We start from the raw sequence: 15,937 nt of genomic DNA, 5'->3' as shown, positions 1-15,937 counted from the left end.
GGCTTGTTTTCGAGGAGAGAGAAATGTTTGCAGTAATTTTTGGTCGTCCAGGGTGCCCTTACTGTGTGCGCGCGAAAGAGCTGGCTGAGAAACTGACCGAAGAGCGTGATGATTTTAACTTCCGTTATGTTGATATCCATGCGGAAGGGATCAGCAAAGCCGATCTGGAAAAAACCGTGGGTAAACCGGTTGAAACCGTACCGCAGATTTTCCTCGATCAGAAACACATCGGCGGTTGCACAGACTTTGAAGCATACGCTAAAGAGCATCTGGGCCTGTTTGCCGCTCAGTAATGCTAAGACGCCCTCACCCTGAGGGCGTTTTTATTTGTGCTGTCTGCGCCGGGCCAACATGCTGTGGACAAACAAAAAACATAGCGCTCCCAGTGCGCACCAGAAGACGCCACTCAGCAACCACGCCAGCTCCTGCCAGAAACTGCGCGTTGAAATATACAGTGACCGCATCAGCAGCAGACACAGCGGCGCTGCAAGTATTGCGCCCAGTAACGGTTTCACCACTTCCCCCCGGCGGGAGAGAAAACTGGCAGCAGCCCCTGGCAGGGTGAAAAAGAGCAGCCCCAGCTCCGGATGACCCGACGCCCTGAACGCTCCCTTCACATTAAAAGCGAGGGACATGCAAACGACAATGAACAGCAAAAAGCAGCTGATCACCCCCGCCCAGTTTCGTTTAATGTTCAAACTATCCTCCTGACTTATCTCTATCAAATACACTTTCGTCGGGTAGACGCCCAGTCAGATAAAGCAATGCGGCAATCCTTGCCAAAGTACACACAGGGTGAAGCGATAATAGGTGGCTGTCAGTAGCTAATACGATTAAACTAACCGCCAGCTAATGTTTTAGGGAATAAAGCTGGAAACAGGGAGCGTTAAAGCCTTTCCCTGACCCAGAAAACAGTAGCCCAAAAAGTCCTTTCATTCAACAACTTACTGGTAAACAAGAAGTTAGCCTCCGTGAATATAAACGTCGCAGACTTGTTAAATGGGAATTACATCCTGTTATTATTTGTGGTACTGGCGCTGGGCCTTTGCCTGGGTAAATTGCGCCTTGGTTCGGTTCAACTTGGTAATTCCATTGGCGTTTTAGTCGTCTCACTATTATTAGGCCAGCAGCATTTCAGCATTAACACGGACGCGCTCAACTTAGGCTTTATGCTGTTTATTTTTTGTGTTGGTGTGGAAGCCGGGCCCAACTTTTTTTCAATTTTCTTCCGCGACGGAAAAAATTATCTGATGCTGGCGCTGGTCATGGTCGGCAGCGCGCTGCTGATCGCCTTAGGGCTGGGTAAACTGTTTGGCTGGGATATCGGGCTGACGGCCGGTATGCTCGCCGGCTCGATGACCTCCACGCCGGTGCTGGTGGGTGCAGGCGATACCCTGCGCCACTCCGGCATGGCCGGTGCGCAACTCTCTACCGCGCTCGACCACCTGAGCCTGGGCTATGCCCTGACCTATCTGATTGGTCTGGTGAGCCTGATTGTGGGCGCCCGCTACCTGCCAAAACTGCAGCACCAGGATTTGCAGACCAGCGCTCAGCAAATTGCCCGCGAACGCGGTCTGGACACCGACAGCAAGCGTAAAGTCTATCTGCCCGTGATTCGCGCCTACCGCGTTGGGCCCGAGCTGGTTGCATGGGCGGACGGGAAAAACCTCCGCGAGCTGGGGATTTACCGCCAGACAGGCTGCTATATCGAACGTATTCGCCGTAACGGCATTCTGGCAAACCCGGACGGCGACGCCGTGCTGCAGATGGGCGATGACATTGCCCTGGTTGGTTACCCGGATGCCCACGCCCGCCTCGACCCGAGCTTCCGCAACGGTAAAGAGGTGTTTGACCGCGATCTGCTCGATATGCGTATCGTCACAGAAGAGATTGTGGTGAAAAACCATAACGCCGTCGGCCGTCGTCTGGCGCAGCTGAAGCTGACCGATCATGGTTGCTTCCTCAACCGCGTGATCCGCAGCCAGATTGAGATGCCAATTGACGACAACGTCGTGCTGAACAAAGGCGACGTTCTGCAGGTCAGCGGCGATGCGCGACGCGTGAAAACCGTTGCGGACCGCATCGGCTTTATCTCTATTCACAGCCAGGTCACCGACCTGCTGGCCTTCTGCGCCTTCTTTATCGTCGGCCTGATGATCGGGATGATCACCTTCCAGTTCAGCAACTTTAGCTTTGGCATCGGTAACGCTGCCGGGCTGCTGTTCGCCGGCATCATGCTGGGCTTCCTGCGAGCGAACCACCCGACCTTCGGCTACATTCCGCAGGGGGCGCTCAATATGGTGAAAGAGTTTGGTCTGATGGTCTTTATGGCGGGTGTCGGCTTAAGCGCCGGTAGCGGCATTGGCCACAGCCTGGGTGCTGTTGGCTGGCAGATGTTGGTTTCCGGACTTATCGTCAGCCTGGTACCGGTAGTGATTTGCTTCCTGTTCGGTGCTTATGTGCTGCGCATGAACCGCGCCCTGCTCTTCGGGGCAATGATGGGGGCCCGTACCTGCGCCCCGGCAATGGAAATTATCAGTGATACCGCACGCAGCAATATTCCTGCGCTGGGCTATGCGGGCACCTACGCTATCGCTAACGTACTGCTTACGCTGGCGGGTACGCTGATCATCATCATCTGGCCTGGACTCGGATAACTCTTAAGTTCTGCGCACGACGAAAAAATTTTCGTTACGCGCAGAACTTTTTTATCAGGGGGCAGTCATAACTATTGCCACTGCTTTTCTTTGATGTCCCCAATTTGTGGAGCCCATCAACCCCGCCGTTTTGGTTCAAGGTTGATGGGTTTTTTGTTGCCTGAAATTCCCCTCTTCAACATTCCGCCTTCCCTCTTTCCACCCAAACATATATGCTTAACCATATATATAACCAACCGCAGGAAAGCCGATGCTACATCCGGTCCAACTTTTCAAAGCCCTCTCCGACGAGACCCGCCTGTCCATCGTCATGCTTCTGCGCGAAGCCGGGGAACTGTGCGTCTGCGATCTCTGTTCCGCCACGGCTGAATCACAGCCCAAGGTATCGCGCCATATGGCGCTGCTGCGTGAATCCGGGCTGGTGAGCGATCGCCGGGAGGGGAAATGGGTTTATTACCGTTTGTCCCCCACTATGCCGGCATGGGCTGCCACCGTGATTGACAACAGCTGGAACTGTTTGCGGGAAGAGACCCGCACAAAGCTGAAAAACCGTCTTCCGGGCGCGTGTTAAAACATATTCATAAAAACAGATATAACGGAGTTCATGATGTTTCTGGCTGGGGCAATTTTTCTGTTTACACTGGTGCTGGTCATCTGGCAGCCCAGAGGGTTAAGTATCGGCTGGAGCGCCACGATAGGTGCTGTACTGGCGCTGGCCAGCGGCGTGATCCACATTAACGATATTCCGGTGGTGTGGAATATTGTCTGGAACGCGACGGCCACGTTTATCGCCGTCATCATCATCAGCCTGCTGCTTGATGAGTCCGGATTTTTCGAGTGGGCGGCGCTGCACGTGGCCCGCTGGGGTAATGGCAAGGGCCGGTTGCTGTTTACGTATATCGTTCTGCTGGGTGCGGCCGTTGCGGCGCTTTTTGCCAACGACGGCGCGGCGCTTATCCTCACGCCCATCGTTATCGCCATGCTGCTCGCCCTCGGGTTCAGCAAGCAGGCCACGCTGGCGTTTGTCATGGCGGCTGGATTTATCGCCGACACTGCCAGCCTGCCGCTGATCGTTTCGAACCTGGTGAATATCGTATCGGCAGACTTCTTCTCGCTGGGGTTCAGCGAATACGCCTCGGTGATGATCCCCGTGGATCTCGCCGCGATTGCGGCCACGCTGGTGATGCTGCACCTGTTCTTTCGAAAGGACATTCCACCGACATACGACCTGTCAAAACTCCGCGAGCCTTCCCGCGCGATTAACGATCTTCCAACCTTCAGAACGGGCTGGATTGTTCTGTTACTGCTCCTTGTCGGGTTCTTTGTACTTGAACCGCTCGGCATTCCGGTCAGTGCTATCGCGACAGCAGGCGCGTTGATTTTGTTTGCCGTTGCAAAGCGCGGGCATGCCATTAATACGGGAAAAGTGCTTCGTGGCGCACCGTGGCAGATCGTTATCTTCTCGCTGGGGATGTACCTGGTGGTGTATGGCCTGCGCAATGCCGGGCTGACGGAGTATCTGTCAGGGGTTCTTAATCTCCTCGCCGGGCAGGGCCTGTGGGCCACCACGCTCGGTACCGGGTTCATCACGGCGTTCCTGTCATCCATAATGAACAATATGCCGACCGTCCTGATTGGGGCACTGTCTGTCGATGGCAGCACGGCATCGGGTGTGATTAAGGACGCGATGATTTATGCCAACGTGATTGGCTGCGACCTGGGTCCGAAGATCACGCCTATCGGCAGCCTGGCCACCCTGCTCTGGCTCCATGTCCTGGCGCAGAAAAACATGACGATCACCTGGGGCTATTATTTCCGGACAGGCATCATCATGACGTTGCCGGTTCTGTTTGTGACGCTCGCCGCGCTGGCGTTACGTCTCTCCTTCACACTGTAATGAGTAACGGATATGAGCCATATCACCATTTACCACAATCCAGCCTGCGGCACCTCGCGCAACACGCTGGAGATGATCCGCAACAGCGGCACTGAACCCGAAATTATTCTGTACCTCGAGAACCCACCGTCTCGTGATGAACTGACCAGACTGATTGCTGAGATGGGGATTTCCGTGCGGGATTTGCTGCGCAAAAATGTCGAACCTTATGAACAGCTGGGCCTCGCCGGGGACCGGTTTACCGACGACCAGCTTATCGATTCTATGCTGCAGCATCCGATCCTGATTAACCGTCCGATCGTAGTGACGCCGCTGGGCACTCGCCTGTGCCGCCCTTCCGAAGTCGTACTCGATATCCTGCCTGATGCACAGAAAGGGGCGTTTACGAAAGAAGATGGCGAAGCGGTGGTGGACGCCAGCGGAAAAAAAATCTCCGGCAGCTAATCTGCTGATAGTGATGCCGTAAGTCTTGTCAGCCACCTACCCTGCCCCGTGGCGGAGTTGCATCCGCCGTCACCCGACCCATAATTTGATGGACCGGGCTGGTGAGGGGATGCAGGTATGAGTCTCAAAAATAAAACCGCCGTTATCTTTGGTGGCAGCGGCGCTATTGGCAGCGCCGCTGCGTATGCGCTCGCCCGTGAAGGGGCAACGGTCTACCTCGCGGCACGCGATCAGGCCAGGCTGGAGCACGTCGCTAACCGCATTCACGCCGCTGGCGGGTCAGCCCGGCTGTTTGTTTTCGATGCTCTCGATGCCGACGCGACGCTCCCGGACGTTACCGGCATTGATATCGTCGTGAATGCCACGGGCTTTATGCATGACCAAGGTAAACGCCTCGACGCATTAACGCTCAGTGAATTCAGACAGGGGTTCGACCCTTTTCTGACCGCCTATTTCAACATCGCCAAAGCTGTCGCACCCCGTATGGGCGGTGAGCGTGCCGGAACGCTTATCACCGTCGTTGCGCCGGCTGCAAATATGGCGATGCCGGGACATCTCGGGCATATCGTTGGCTGCGCGGGGACGGAAGCGTTAACCCGTGCGCTCGCGGCGGAGCTGGGGGCAAAGAATATTCGTGTCCTGTGCGTGCGTTCGCATGCGATAGCCGACGCGGTTCAGGCCGGTTCCGGTGTGGGTGACCTGTTCGCCATCAAGGCGCAGGCGATGGGTATCAGCGTGGAGCAGTTTCTGGAGGGCGCGGCACAGAGCACGATGCTGAATCGCCTGCCGACGCTGGAGCAAGTGGCAGACACCATCGCGTTTCTGGCGTCAGATGCAGCCGGTGCCATCACGGGAACAACGGTAAACATGACGGCCGGCGCGACCACAATCTAACGTCCGCTCTCGCCCGCAATCCTGCCGACCATCGCCCGGATCTCCTCCCGGGTGAGCGGGGCTCTGTCGGTCACAAAGTGCAGCGTCATCCCTTCGATAAAGGCATCCAGCGCGCGGGTAGTCACCGGGTCGAACCACTGCTCAAGCGTGGTCTGGCTCATCTTCATCCAGTCCTGCATTACCGTTTTGAGCGCCGCACTGCGGTGCATAAAGGCATAGAGCTGGTACATCAGCGCCATATTCTGCGGCGTCGTGACCTGCGAACTGTGGATCAGCGTGGTGATGGATTCGCACGCCATTTCTGGCCCGGTCACGCCGGCGAAGAAATCCCGATACTGCTGCGACATCTGCCGGGTAAACCACGTAAAGGCCTCTTCCAGCAGCGACTCCATACCGTCAAAATAGTAGGTCATCGACCCCAGCGGCACGCCCGCGCAGGTGGCGATTTTCCGGTGCGTCACGGCATGGATACCGTGCTCTGCAATGGTGTCCAGGGTCGCCTGCAGGATCTTCTCCCGGCGTTGAGGATCGTTCGGTGCTCTGCTCATAAATTCCCCACGTGGTTTGTGTACAAATGTACACAAACTTGCTAGTGTTGTCGCTATTGTTGTACTTCCGGTGCTGACTTCAATGACTCTGACCTCCCCCCGTAGAACCCTGCAGCTGCGCATGTGGGCGCTGTTTATGTTCTTCTTTATTCCCGGTCTGCTGATGGCCTCATGGGCCACGCGTACCCCGGCCATTCGCGATATTTTATCCGTCTCAACGGCCGAGATGGGCATCGTGCTGTTTGGCCTGTCGATAGGCTCCATGAGCGGTATTCTGTGCTCCGCGTGGCTTGTCAAACGCTTCGGTACACGGGCGGTCATCCGCACCACCATGTGCTGTGCCGTGTTCGGGATGCTGGTGCTGAGCATGGCGCTGTGGCTTGCCTCGCCGGTGCTGTTTGCCCTTGGGCTGACGGTGTTTGGCGGCAGCTTCGGTGCCGCTGAAGTGGCCATTAACGTTGAAGGGGCAACGGTTGAACGGGAGATGAATAAAACCGTACTGCCGATGATGCATGGCTTTTACAGCCTTGGCACGCTGGCCGGTGCGGGTGTGGGGATGGCGCTGACGGCCTCGGGCGTCGCCGCGAACCTGCATATTCTGCTGGCCGCACTGGTATGTATTATCCCCATTCTGACCGGTATCCGGGCGATCCCTGACGGCACCGGCAAGAACACCTCTGACGAACACGCCACCGCGGAAAAAGGGCTGCCGTTTTACCGCGACATTCAGCTGATGCTGATCGGCGTGGTGGTGCTGGCGATGGCCTTTGCGGAAGGGTCCGCTAACGACTGGCTGCCGCTGCTGATGGTTGACGGCCACGGTTTTAGTCCAACCTCCGGCTCCCTGATCTACGCCGGTTTCACCCTCGGGATGACCGTCGGGCGCTTTACCGGTGGCTGGTTTATTGACCGCTACAGCCGCGTGGCGGTGGTGCGTGCCAGCGCCCTGCTGGGCGGGCTGGGGATTGCGATGATCATCTTTGTGGACGTGGACTGGATTGCCGGCGTGTCGGTGATCCTCTGGGGTCTGGGGGCTTCGCTTGGCTTCCCGCTCACCATTTCAGCCGCCAGCGACACTGGCCCGGATGCACCGACCCGCGTCAGCGTGGTGGCGACCACGGGCTACCTCGCCTTCCTGGTGGGGCCACCGTTGCTTGGCTTCCTCGGTGAGCACTACGGGCTGCGCAGCGCCATGCTGGTGGTGTTAGGGTTAGTGATCATCGCAGCGCTGGTAGCGCGCGCGGTCGCGAAGCCGGAAACGGAACAAACGACACTGGAGAAGGGATATGAGCGTTAAACTGATCGCCGTCGACATGGATGGCACGTTTCTGAGCGATGCCAAGACCTATAACCGCCCGCGTTTTCTGGCGCAATATGCACGAATGAAAGCGCAAGGCATTCGCTTTGCGGTTGCCAGCGGCAACCAGTACTACCAGCTGATTTCCTTTTTCCCGGAGATTGCCCATGAAATTGCGTTTGTCGCGGAAAATGGCGGCTGGGTGGTCAGCGCCGGGGAAGATGTCTTCAACGGTGAACTGTCGAAGACGCACTTCGACACCGTTGCCGCCGTGTTAAACGATGTGCCGGGCATTGAGATTATCGCCTGCGGAAAAAGCAGCGCCTATACGCTGAAGCACTATGACGACGGCTTTAAGGATATCGCGGCAAAGTACTACCACCGTCTCGAAATGGTGAGTGATTTCGGCAACCTGAACGATATTTTCTTCAAATTCGGGCTTAACGTCTCTGACGACGACATCCCGCGTATTCAGGCGATGCTGCACGAAAAGCTGAACGACATTATGGTGCCCGTCACGACCGGCCACGGCAGTATCGACCTCATCATCCCCGGAGTGCATAAAGCCAACGGTCTGCGAATACTGCAAAAGCGCTGGGGCATTGATGACAGCGAAGTGGTGGCTTTTGGCGATAGCGGGAACGACGTAGAAATGTTGCGCCAGTCAGGGTTCAGCTTTGCGATGGCAAACGCCAGGCCGCATATTAAGGCGGTGGCACGCTTTGAAGCCCCGCACAATAACGACGAAGGCGTGCTGGATGTAATTGATAAGGTGTTGAATGGCGAAGCGCCGTTTCATTAACGCCACCATGGCCCTCTCCCGCCGGGAGAGGGAAAACAGCTTACGGCTGTAAAGCATTCCCGACGCGTTTATCTTTCAGGAACACCACGATAAGCCCAACCCACAGCACGCCGTTAGCCAGATTAAACAGGCTGAACAGACCGTTGCCGCCAAATGCGTAGGCGTGTTTGCTCACCTCGATTCCAACGGTGAAAATCAGCATTTGCAACATGCCCATCGCCGCTGACACCGTGCCTTTGCTCATCTCGCTGGCAAACAGCGTCAGGCGCACCAGCCCGGCATTCGCCACACCGATACCGAACGCGTAAACGCTTAATCCTGCGGTCATCCACAGATACGCATGGGACGACACCACTGTCGCAACCGCCGCCAGAACCAGCCCGGCTGCGATGGGCCAGCCGCCCATAATGATCAAGGCACGCACCGTACGGCGGGATGTGAGACGCGCCAGCACCAGGTTACCGATAATCAGCGCGCCAAAAATCGGCACCTGCAGCAGGCCATACTCATAGCTGCTGAGCTGCTCGCCGCTGATGATAATGACCGGCGACTGGGCAATCCACGCCAGCAAAGGCAGGCTAACAAACCCCGTCGCCAGCGCGCCCGCCACAAAGCGGCCGTTCTTCAGCACTTCTTTGTAATCCCGCCCCAGCTCTTTTAGCGACAGTTTCTCACCCAGACGGGTAGCGGTTTCCGGCATCGCGCGGTGCAGGCCAAAGAAAGCGACGGCGGCCAGCACGGCAAACAGCACGAACATCCCTTCCCACGGTGCAACGTGTACCCAGGCAGCGCCCACCAGCGGCCCCAGCAGGGGCGCGATCAGCGCCACGTTCGCCATCAGCGCGGTAATCTTGATACACACCGCTTCCTCAAACGACTCCTGGATGGCGGCATACCCGACGGCACCGATAAAGCAGAGGCTCACCCCCTGCAGGAAGCGCAGCAGGGTAAATTGCTCAATATTTTGCGCCAGCAGCGTGGCGAGGCAGGTCACGATAAACCACACCACGCCCGTCAGCATCACCGGACGACGGCCAATACGATCCGACAGCGGCCCTAACAGCCACTGCAAAAACATGCCGCCAGCCAGATAAGCGGTCATGGAGGTCGGTACCCATTCGATCCCTGCGTTGTACTGTTCGACAACGGCCAGCATGCCGGGCTGGATCATATCGTTGCCGATGTAAGTAGAGAATTCGTAGAGCACCAGACATAAGGGGAAAAGCAACGCCTGACGACCCAGACGTGAACCAGAAGAAGAACGGTTTAACATGCAATCTCTTTATCGTGACAAAATCGCGACGAGTGTAATGAAATGCCCTGGCCCGAGATAGTGATTTATCCAGAAGAAACAGAAATAAAGCACATATCGTCTTTGTTTAAGGTTTCCTTAAGTTGACAGATTTATGATAGCCCCATTTCTCGTCAACGACTCCGGATTATGGCACCCACTTCCAGCCGTTCAGAATTGTCTAACTTACAGACAAATAAGACAAAACGACTTTACCGTCTACCACCCCGCTTTTATGGTTATCAGCTTTTAATACTGATAGCCCTTGCCGTGCTGTTTACCTGGCTATCCCGCGATGAAACGCTCGACAGATGGATCACCGGTTTATGGTATGACGCGGCTGCTCACCGTTTTCCACTGCAGCAAGACCACCTGCTGGACCTGCTGAACCATCGACTGGCGAAGTACATCGCCATCGCCGCAGGTGCTGTTGCGCTCATTTATGGCGCGTTCAGGCGCAATGCGAGACTGGTCACGGCCGCGCTGCTGATGGGGCTTGGCGCGCTGGTGGTTGGCGTACTGAAAAGCATAAGCCATCACAGCTGCCCGTGGGATCTGGTGGAGTATGGCGGTAAGGCCGTTTCTTATCCGCTGTTCAGTGCCGCTCCCGCTGACAGCGGTCCGGGTCGCTGTTTCCCCGGCGGTCATGCCTCCAGCGGCTTTATGGTGATGGGACTGTTCTTTGCCTTCTGGCGCGAGCGTCCGCGTCTTGCCTGGTGCTTCGTCGTGCTGGGCGTCGTTTTAGGTCTGGCGATGGGTTACGGCCAGGTCATGCGCGGGGCGCATTTTTTCTCTCACAACCTGTGGGCTGGGTGGTGGGTCTGGTTTTCCCAGTTGGTGGTCTACGGTCTGGTCTCCACCTGGTTTGCTAAAGAGTGACAACGCTATGTTAGAGAATTTGAATTACCAGCTGTTTTATCTCATCAACGCCACTCCGGCCTCGCCAGAGTGGATGATTGATTTCGCCACCTTCCTGGCAAAAGATCTGATCAGTATCGTGCCGGTGCTGGCGGCGATCCTCTGGCTGTGGGGGCCGAGAAGCCAGGTGAAGGCGCAGCGTCAGCTGGTAATTAAGATGGCGATGGCCCTCGGGATCAGCGTGCTGGTCAGCTACATTCTGGGCCTGACGTTCCCGCACGACCGCCCCTTCGTCGACCACGCGGGGTATACCTTCCTGCACCATGCTCCGGATGACTCGTTCCCAAGCGATCACGGGACGGTTATCTTTACCTTCGCGCTGGCCTTCCTGTTCTGGCATCGTCTGTGGTCGGGTGTGGTGCTGATGGTGGTGGCAGGGGCTATCGCCTGGTCTCGCGTTTATCTCGGCGTCCACTGGCCGATGGATATGGTGGGGGGGTTGCTGGTCGGTCTCATCGGCTGCGTCAGCGCAGCGATCCTGTGGAATCTCTTCGGTGAAGTGCTCTACCGCGGCCTGTCTTATCTGTATCGCACCCTTTTTGCTATCCCGATCCGCAAAGGCTGGATACGTGACTAACCCCAGTCTGACAGGTTACACTTGAACCCCCGCCCTGCGGGGGTTCACTTTTTTATCCCGAGGAACTATGGAAACACGTCGCGATGACCGCATTGCTCAGCTGATACAGGCGCTGAAGCGCAGTGATAAGCTTCATCTTAAGGAAGCCGCCAGTCTCCTCGGGGTCTCTGAGATGACCATTCGCCGGGATCTGAACAGCGAGAGCGCGCCTGTCGTGCTGCTGGGCGGGTACATTGTGCTTGAGCCGCGTAGCGCCAGCCATTATCTGATCAGCGACCAAAAGACGCGCCTGGTGGAAGAGAAACGCAAAGCCGCCCGGCTTGCGGCCTCGCTGGTGCAGCCGCATCAGACACTTTTTTTTGACTGCGGCACCACCACGCCGTGGATAATCGAAGCGATCGACAGCAGCATTCCGTTTACGGCGGTGTGTTACTCGCTGAATACCTTTCTGGCACTGCAGGAGAAACCCGAGTGCCGGGTGATCCTCTGTGGCGGTGAGTTTCACGCCAGCAACGCCATCTTTAAGCCGCTGAATCTGCAGGATACGCTCAGCAACGTATGTCCGGATATCGCGTTTTATTCCGCAGCGGGGGTCACTGTCCGTCAGGGAGCAACCTGCTTTAACCTGGAAGAGTTGCCGGTCAAGCACTGGGCATTAAGCGCCGCGCAGTACCATGTGCTGGTGGTCGATCACAGCAAGTTTGGCAAGGTTCGTCCGGCAAGAATGGGTGAGTTATCGCGCTTTGACGCCATCGTCAGCGATTGCCGTCCGGATGAAGAGACCGTGGCCTACGCGAAAGCGCAGCAGGTGAAGTTGATGTACTGAGTCAGGTGCAGAGGTCATGCCGGGTGGCGCGATGCCACCCGACAATGGAGGCTTAACTGAACCAGCTGCCAAACCATCCGTGGAATTTCATCATGACGAAGTCCCACATCCGGCTAAAGAAACCGCCCTCTTCTACCGCTTCCATCACAATCAGCGGACGCTGTTCAATCGATTTGCCATTAAGCTGGAAATCAATCGTCCCGACCACCTGGCCTTTTTTCAGCGGCGCGGTGAGCTGGCTGTCGGTCAGGGTGTAGCTGGCTTTCAGGTTTTTCAGCTGACCACGGGGAATGGTCACCGACCCGCCTTCACCCGCCCCCAGGTTCACTTCACTCTTGTCACCAAACCAGACGCGCTGGCTGATGAACGTGGCATCCGGTTTAATGGGCGTGACGGTTTCATAGAAGCGGAAACCCCAGGTCAGCAATTTTTCTGATTCATTAAAACGAATGCGGTCGGTTTTGGTGCCCAGCACAACCGAGATCAGGCGCATATCGCCCTGAGTTGCGGAAGCGACCAGGTTATAACCCGCGCCGGCCGTGGTGCCGGTCTTCATACCGTCGACGTTGACGTTACTGCTCCACAGCAGACGGTTACGGTTCGGCTGGCGGATTTTGTTGAAGGTAAACTCTTTCTCTTTGTGGATGGCATATTCATCCGGCACGTCGTGGATCAACGCTTTGCCTAACAGCGCCATGTCGCGCGCGGTACTGAACTGACCCGGCGCATCCAGGCCGTGCACGGTTTTAAAGGTGGTATTGGTCAGGCCCAGTTTTTGCGCGTAGCCGTTCATCAGGCCAATAAAGGAGTCCTGGCTGCCCGCAACGTAATCGGCCAGCGCAATACAGGCATCGTTACCGGACTGGATAATGACCCCTTTATTCAAATCAGACACTGACACCTGATCGCCGGGTTTGAGGAACATCACCGATGACCCACGCAGCGCCGGGTTGCCGGTCGCCCAGGCGTCCTTCCCGATGGTGACCATATCGTCAAGCTTGATTTTGCCCGCTTTCAGCGCCTGACCCACCACATAGCTGGTCATGATTTTCGTCAGGCTTGCCGGGTCAAGTTTCTCATCCGCATTGCCTTCCGCCAGCACTTTACCACTGGAATAATCCATCAGGATCCAGGCGCGCGCATCCACAGGCGGCGCTTCGGGCGCAGCCTGTTCCGCTGCGTAGAGAGTTGGTACAAACAGGAAAAGGAGCGCAGAGCCTGCCGCCAGGCTGCGCAGAGAAGTCATTTTTCGCGTCATAAATGCCACCCGAGTGTCCATTCAAAAATTACGTCACATCACCGTGTCGCAAGAAGCGATGAGTAATAGCGCACTAAAACGGTTAAAGAAACCTAACCAAGGTAAAGTTATTAAAGTTTATGCAATAACATTCAGATACGCTTTGATTCAGGCGATTTTTTTGTCTTCTGTTGCGTAATTGTTAGGTTTATCCCACCATGGCAAATCGCTGGCGTTGATTCACATCTCAGGTTGTTTGACTATTTCGGGAGTTTCTATGATTACGCTGTGGGGCAGGAACAATTCAACCAACGTTAAGAAAGTCCTCTGGACGCTGGAGGAGCTGGATTTACCGTTTAAGCAGGTGATGGCAGGTTTGCAGTTTGGGGTAAATAAAGATGCCGACTATCTGGCCATGAACCCAAACGGTCTGGTGCCCTTGCTGCGCGACGAAGAGACCGACGTGACGCTGTGGGAGTCCAACACCATCGTGCGTTACCTCGCGGCACAGTATGGTCAGAGCCGCCTGTGGGTGGATAATCCGGCCCAACGCGCTCAGGGTGAAAAGTGGATGGACTGGGCAAACCAGACGCTCTCCCCCGCACACCGTGTGATCCTGATGGGGCTTGTCAGAACCCCCGAAGCTGACCGCGACTATCCTGCCATTCATGCAGCCCAGGACACCTGTGAAAACCTGTTTGCGATGATGGACGACGAACTGGCGAAGCATCCGTGGTTCTCAGGCGAACGCTTCGGCGTAGGCGATATTGCCGTTGCGCCCTTCATCTGGAACCTGACCAACATTGACGTTACCTGGACGCCGCGCCCGCACCTTGCGCGCTGGCTGAAGCAACTGAGCGAGCGCCCGGCATACCGTCACGTGGTGATGATCCCGGTGACCTGATTACGATCCGGACGGGCTGACTTTCAACAGTTGCCCGTCCGTCTCATCGGTCAGGACATACAGATACCCATCCGGCCCCACCCGCACATCGCGAATGCGCTGGTCTCTGTCACCTAAAATTCGCCCCTTCTCGGTAACCGTGTTGCCCTCCACGCTCAGCACGATAACGTCTTTCTCCTTCAGCGCCCCGACGAACAGCGTGTTTTTCCACTGCGGGAATACGTCACTGTTGTAAAACGCCATCCCGCTCACGGCGGGGGACACTTTCCAGACAAACAGCGGCTTTTCCGTTCCCTCGACGTGCTCGCCCTGGGCTTCCGGGATCTTCAGGCCGCTGTAGTTGATACCGTGCGTCGCCAGCGGCCAGCCGTAATTTTTGCCTTTCTCCGGGATATTGATTTCATCCCCGCCGCGCGGGCCGTGCTCGTTAAGCCATAGCGTGCCGCTCCAGGGGTTCATCGCCATCCCCTGCGGATTACGAATGCCGTAAGACCAGATTTCAGGCCGTGCGCCGGGAGTGTTCACAAACGGGTTATCGGCAGGCACTTTGCCGTCCTCCGTCAGGCGCACAACTTTGCCCTGCAGTTTATCCAGATCCTGCGCCGTCGGACGCTGGTTGTTCTCGCCCAGACCAATAAACAGATGGCCTTTACCGTCGAAGACCAGTCGACCACCGAAATGGTTACCGGTGGACAGTTTCGGCATCTGACGGAAGACCACCTGGAAACCTTCAATTCGGGAGAGATCATCGCTTAAGCGGCCATAGCCAACCGCCGTTCCCGCTTTGCCGTCATTCTCCGCCTCGGCATAGCTCAGCCAGACGCGGCGCGATTTTTCAAAATCCGGGGCGAGTGCCACGTCCAGCAACCCGCCCTGGCCGTTTGCCCAGACCTTGGGTACGCCGACGATCGGGTCGGAAAGCCCTTTTCCGGCCTGCCAGTGCTTTAACTGGCCTCCCTTAAGGGTCACCAGCAACCCTTTATTGTCCGGCAAGAACGCCATCGACCAGGGATGATCGAGCCGGTTTTGCACAACGTCGACTTTTACCGCGTCAGGGGCGGCGAGGAGAGAAAACGGGAAAAACAACGCAGGCAGGAAAATCAGCGAAGATCGATGCATAACGCACTCCTTTATCGGTTTATGGCATAAAGGTTAGCCACTGGGTCTGGGCACGTTATCACTTTTACAAAAGCTTAATCAGAAGGGGGAGTTGCCTCCCCCGGTGTCAGTGTTGTTCAAGCGTCTCGTGCTTGTTCAGACACATGATGCATAGAGAGAGCGTGGTCAGGCAGTTTTCAAGCTTCTCCGCGTTAACAGCGATAAAATTCGGGCAGTCGTGGCGTCCGTTCATCAAACATACCCCTGCAATGGAGAGCACCTCGGCGGCGCGACGCAGCGCAACGAGTTCGCTTTCGGCGTATTCCGCTTTCAGGACGGGTGCTTTTTCACGCATGAAGTTGCAAAGTTCAAAGAGATTATCACGCAGATGTTCGCTTTCGCTGACTGACATATACCCTTTTGCCTTCCTCAACTGCAGGTACGCGGCAAGGTCGATTCGGGCATTGATCAGCTTGTTAAGCAGATCGCGTTTCAGTCTGTCAACGGACATGCTCTTTCCTCCTCTGTCAGCCATTGTGCACATTCA

The 15,937-nt window shown here is 56.4% G+C and carries 18 protein-coding genes; 12 read left to right on the top strand and 6 right to left on the bottom strand.

The window, feature by feature from the left end:
• Positions 1 to 23 precede the first annotated feature (23 nt).
• Positions 24 to 293 (top strand): GrxA family glutaredoxin, encoded by a 270-nt coding sequence (locus tag AB6731_RS11505; protein WP_014169305.1) that lies wholly within the window; start codon positions 24 to 26, stop codon positions 291 to 293.
• 30 nt (positions 294 to 323) lie between these two features.
• Here AB6731_RS11505 and AB6731_RS11500 read toward each other — a convergent pair whose 3' ends face one another.
• Entirely contained in the window at positions 324 to 698 is a 375-nt protein-coding gene (locus tag AB6731_RS11500) for an inner membrane protein YbjM (RefSeq protein ID WP_020884874.1), read from the bottom strand.
• Positions 699 to 971: 273 nt separating this feature from the next.
• Between AB6731_RS11500 and AB6731_RS11495 the strand changes: the two genes are divergently transcribed.
• The 5 genes from AB6731_RS11495 (at position 972) to AB6731_RS11475 (ending at position 5,892) form a co-directional block, all read left to right on the top strand.
• A complete protein-coding gene (locus tag AB6731_RS11495; protein ID WP_014169303.1) occupies positions 972 to 2,657 on the top strand; it encodes an aspartate:alanine antiporter in 1,686 nt (561 codons plus the stop codon).
• 250 nt (positions 2,658 to 2,907) lie between these two features.
• Complete coding sequence (locus AB6731_RS11490) at positions 2,908 to 3,228, top strand: metalloregulator ArsR/SmtB family transcription factor (RefSeq protein ID WP_032677759.1); 321 nt, start codon at positions 2,908 to 2,910, stop codon at positions 3,226 to 3,228.
• 36 nt (positions 3,229 to 3,264) lie between these two features.
• Positions 3,265 to 4,554: an arsenic transporter gene (locus AB6731_RS11485; protein ID WP_063215073.1), complete on the top strand. Its 1,290-nt coding sequence runs from the start codon at positions 3,265 to 3,267 to the stop codon at positions 4,552 to 4,554.
• A gap of 12 nt (positions 4,555 to 4,566) precedes the next feature.
• Entirely contained in the window at positions 4,567 to 4,998 is a 432-nt protein-coding gene (gene arsC, locus AB6731_RS11480) for a glutaredoxin-dependent arsenate reductase (RefSeq protein WP_025204600.1), read from the top strand.
• Positions 4,999 to 5,115: 117 nt separating this feature from the next.
• Positions 5,116 to 5,892, top strand: coding sequence for an SDR family NAD(P)-dependent oxidoreductase (locus AB6731_RS11475; RefSeq protein WP_371006381.1), 777 nt, complete (start codon positions 5,116 to 5,118; stop codon positions 5,890 to 5,892).
• Here the strand turns inward: AB6731_RS11475 and AB6731_RS11470 are convergent.
• Positions 5,889 to 6,440 (bottom strand): TetR/AcrR family transcriptional regulator, encoded by a 552-nt coding sequence (locus AB6731_RS11470; RefSeq protein ID WP_020884879.1) that lies wholly within the window; start codon positions 6,438 to 6,440, stop codon positions 5,889 to 5,891. The genes AB6731_RS11475 and AB6731_RS11470 overlap by 4 nt on opposite strands.
• Before the next feature lie 82 nt (positions 6,441 to 6,522).
• On the opposite strand from AB6731_RS11470, the gene AB6731_RS11465 reads away from it, so the two are divergent.
• The gene (locus tag AB6731_RS11465; RefSeq protein WP_371006380.1) at positions 6,523 to 7,737 is read left to right on the top strand and encodes an MFS transporter; all 1,215 of its coding nucleotides are present in this window, start codon (positions 6,523 to 6,525) and stop codon (positions 7,735 to 7,737) included.
• A complete protein-coding gene (locus tag AB6731_RS11460; protein ID WP_020884881.1) occupies positions 7,727 to 8,539 on the top strand; it encodes a Cof-type HAD-IIB family hydrolase in 813 nt (270 codons plus the stop codon). The genes AB6731_RS11465 and AB6731_RS11460 overlap by 11 nt, the downstream gene beginning before the upstream one ends.
• A gap of 40 nt (positions 8,540 to 8,579) precedes the next feature.
• Here the strand turns inward: AB6731_RS11460 and AB6731_RS11455 are convergent, their stop codons facing one another.
• Positions 8,580 to 9,812 (bottom strand): MFS transporter, encoded by a 1,233-nt coding sequence (locus AB6731_RS11455; protein WP_014169295.1) that lies wholly within the window; start codon positions 9,810 to 9,812, stop codon positions 8,580 to 8,582.
• 168 nt (positions 9,813 to 9,980) lie between these two features.
• Here AB6731_RS11455 and AB6731_RS11450 point away from each other — a divergent pair, with 168 nt between their 5' ends.
• The 3 genes from AB6731_RS11450 to deoR all read left to right on the top strand — a co-directional run bounded on the left by AB6731_RS11450 (position 9,981) and on the right by deoR (position 12,151).
• Positions 9,981 to 10,709, top strand: coding sequence for a phosphatase PAP2 family protein (locus AB6731_RS11450; protein WP_014169294.1), 729 nt, complete (start codon positions 9,981 to 9,983; stop codon positions 10,707 to 10,709).
• A gap of 7 nt (positions 10,710 to 10,716) precedes the next feature.
• Positions 10,717 to 11,325 carry an undecaprenyl-diphosphate phosphatase gene (gene ybjG, locus AB6731_RS11445; RefSeq protein WP_025204604.1) on the top strand — a complete coding sequence of 203 codons (609 nt, stop codon included), beginning with the start codon at positions 10,717 to 10,719 and terminating at the stop codon, positions 11,323 to 11,325.
• A gap of 67 nt (positions 11,326 to 11,392) precedes the next feature.
• Positions 11,393 to 12,151, top strand: coding sequence for a DNA-binding transcriptional repressor DeoR (deoR, locus tag AB6731_RS11440; protein WP_014169292.1), 759 nt, complete (start codon positions 11,393 to 11,395; stop codon positions 12,149 to 12,151).
• A 52-nt stretch (positions 12,152 to 12,203) separates the two neighbouring features.
• Here deoR and dacC read toward each other — a convergent pair whose 3' ends face one another.
• Entirely contained in the window at positions 12,204 to 13,409 is a 1,206-nt protein-coding gene (gene dacC / locus AB6731_RS11435) for a serine-type D-Ala-D-Ala carboxypeptidase (RefSeq protein WP_020884884.1), read from the bottom strand.
• Positions 13,410 to 13,665: 256 nt separating this feature from the next.
• Between dacC and AB6731_RS11430 the strand changes: the two genes are divergently transcribed.
• Positions 13,666 to 14,292, top strand: a complete 627-nt coding sequence (locus AB6731_RS11430; protein ID WP_047355696.1) for a glutathione S-transferase family protein — start codon at positions 13,666 to 13,668, stop codon at positions 14,290 to 14,292.
• Here the strand turns inward: AB6731_RS11430 and AB6731_RS11425 are convergent, their stop codons facing one another.
• A complete protein-coding gene (locus AB6731_RS11425) occupies positions 14,293 to 15,411 on the bottom strand; it encodes a PQQ-dependent sugar dehydrogenase (RefSeq protein ID WP_371006378.1) in 1,119 nt (372 codons plus the stop codon).
• A gap of 106 nt (positions 15,412 to 15,517) precedes the next feature.
• Positions 15,518 to 15,901, bottom strand: coding sequence for a biofilm formation regulator BssR (gene bssR, locus AB6731_RS11420; protein WP_020884887.1), 384 nt, complete (start codon positions 15,899 to 15,901; stop codon positions 15,518 to 15,520).
• Between the last annotated feature and the right edge of the window lie 36 nt (positions 15,902 to 15,937).

It is taken from the genome of Enterobacter sp. RCC_40, assembly GCF_041360735.1.
GTDB lineage: Bacteria > Pseudomonadota > Gammaproteobacteria > Enterobacterales > Enterobacteriaceae > Enterobacter > Enterobacter ludwigii.
The sequence above is the reverse complement of the archived record's forward strand: the minus strand, read 5'-3'. Positions and strand labels throughout refer to the sequence as shown.

Bases quoted from the DNA above. Each gene is read 5' to 3' on its own strand.
- deoR (WP_014169292.1), top strand. From the start codon at position 11,393: ATGGAAACACGTCGCGATGACCGCATTGCTCAGCTGATACAGGCGCTG.
- bssR (WP_020884887.1), bottom strand. From the start codon at position 15,901: ATGTCCGTTGACAGACTGAAACGCGATCTGCTTAACAAGCTGATCAAT.
- AB6731_RS11455 (WP_014169295.1), bottom strand. From the start codon at position 9,812: ATGTTAAACCGTTCTTCTTCTGGTTCACGTCTGGGTCGTCAGGCGTTG.
- AB6731_RS11505 (WP_014169305.1), top strand. From the start codon at position 24: ATGTTTGCAGTAATTTTTGGTCGTCCAGGGTGCCCTTACTGTGTGCGC.
- AB6731_RS11490 (WP_032677759.1), top strand. From the start codon at position 2,908: ATGCTACATCCGGTCCAACTTTTCAAAGCCCTCTCCGACGAGACCCGC.
- AB6731_RS11485 (WP_063215073.1), top strand. From the start codon at position 3,265: ATGTTTCTGGCTGGGGCAATTTTTCTGTTTACACTGGTGCTGGTCATC.
- ybjG (WP_025204604.1), top strand. From the start codon at position 10,717: ATGTTAGAGAATTTGAATTACCAGCTGTTTTATCTCATCAACGCCACT.
- AB6731_RS11450 (WP_014169294.1), top strand. From the start codon at position 9,981: ATGGCACCCACTTCCAGCCGTTCAGAATTGTCTAACTTACAGACAAAT.
- AB6731_RS11460 (WP_020884881.1), top strand. From the start codon at position 7,727: ATGAGCGTTAAACTGATCGCCGTCGACATGGATGGCACGTTTCTGAGC.
- dacC (WP_020884884.1), bottom strand. From the start codon at position 13,409: ATGACGCGAAAAATGACTTCTCTGCGCAGCCTGGCGGCAGGCTCTGCG.
- AB6731_RS11470 (WP_020884879.1), bottom strand. From the start codon at position 6,440: ATGAGCAGAGCACCGAACGATCCTCAACGCCGGGAGAAGATCCTGCAG.
- AB6731_RS11430 (WP_047355696.1), top strand. From the start codon at position 13,666: ATGATTACGCTGTGGGGCAGGAACAATTCAACCAACGTTAAGAAAGTC.
- AB6731_RS11475 (WP_371006381.1), top strand. From the start codon at position 5,116: ATGAGTCTCAAAAATAAAACCGCCGTTATCTTTGGTGGCAGCGGCGCT.
- arsC (WP_025204600.1), top strand. From the start codon at position 4,567: ATGAGCCATATCACCATTTACCACAATCCAGCCTGCGGCACCTCGCGC.
- AB6731_RS11425 (WP_371006378.1), bottom strand. From the start codon at position 15,411: ATGCATCGATCTTCGCTGATTTTCCTGCCTGCGTTGTTTTTCCCGTTT.
- AB6731_RS11465 (WP_371006380.1), top strand. From the start codon at position 6,523: ATGACTCTGACCTCCCCCCGTAGAACCCTGCAGCTGCGCATGTGGGCG.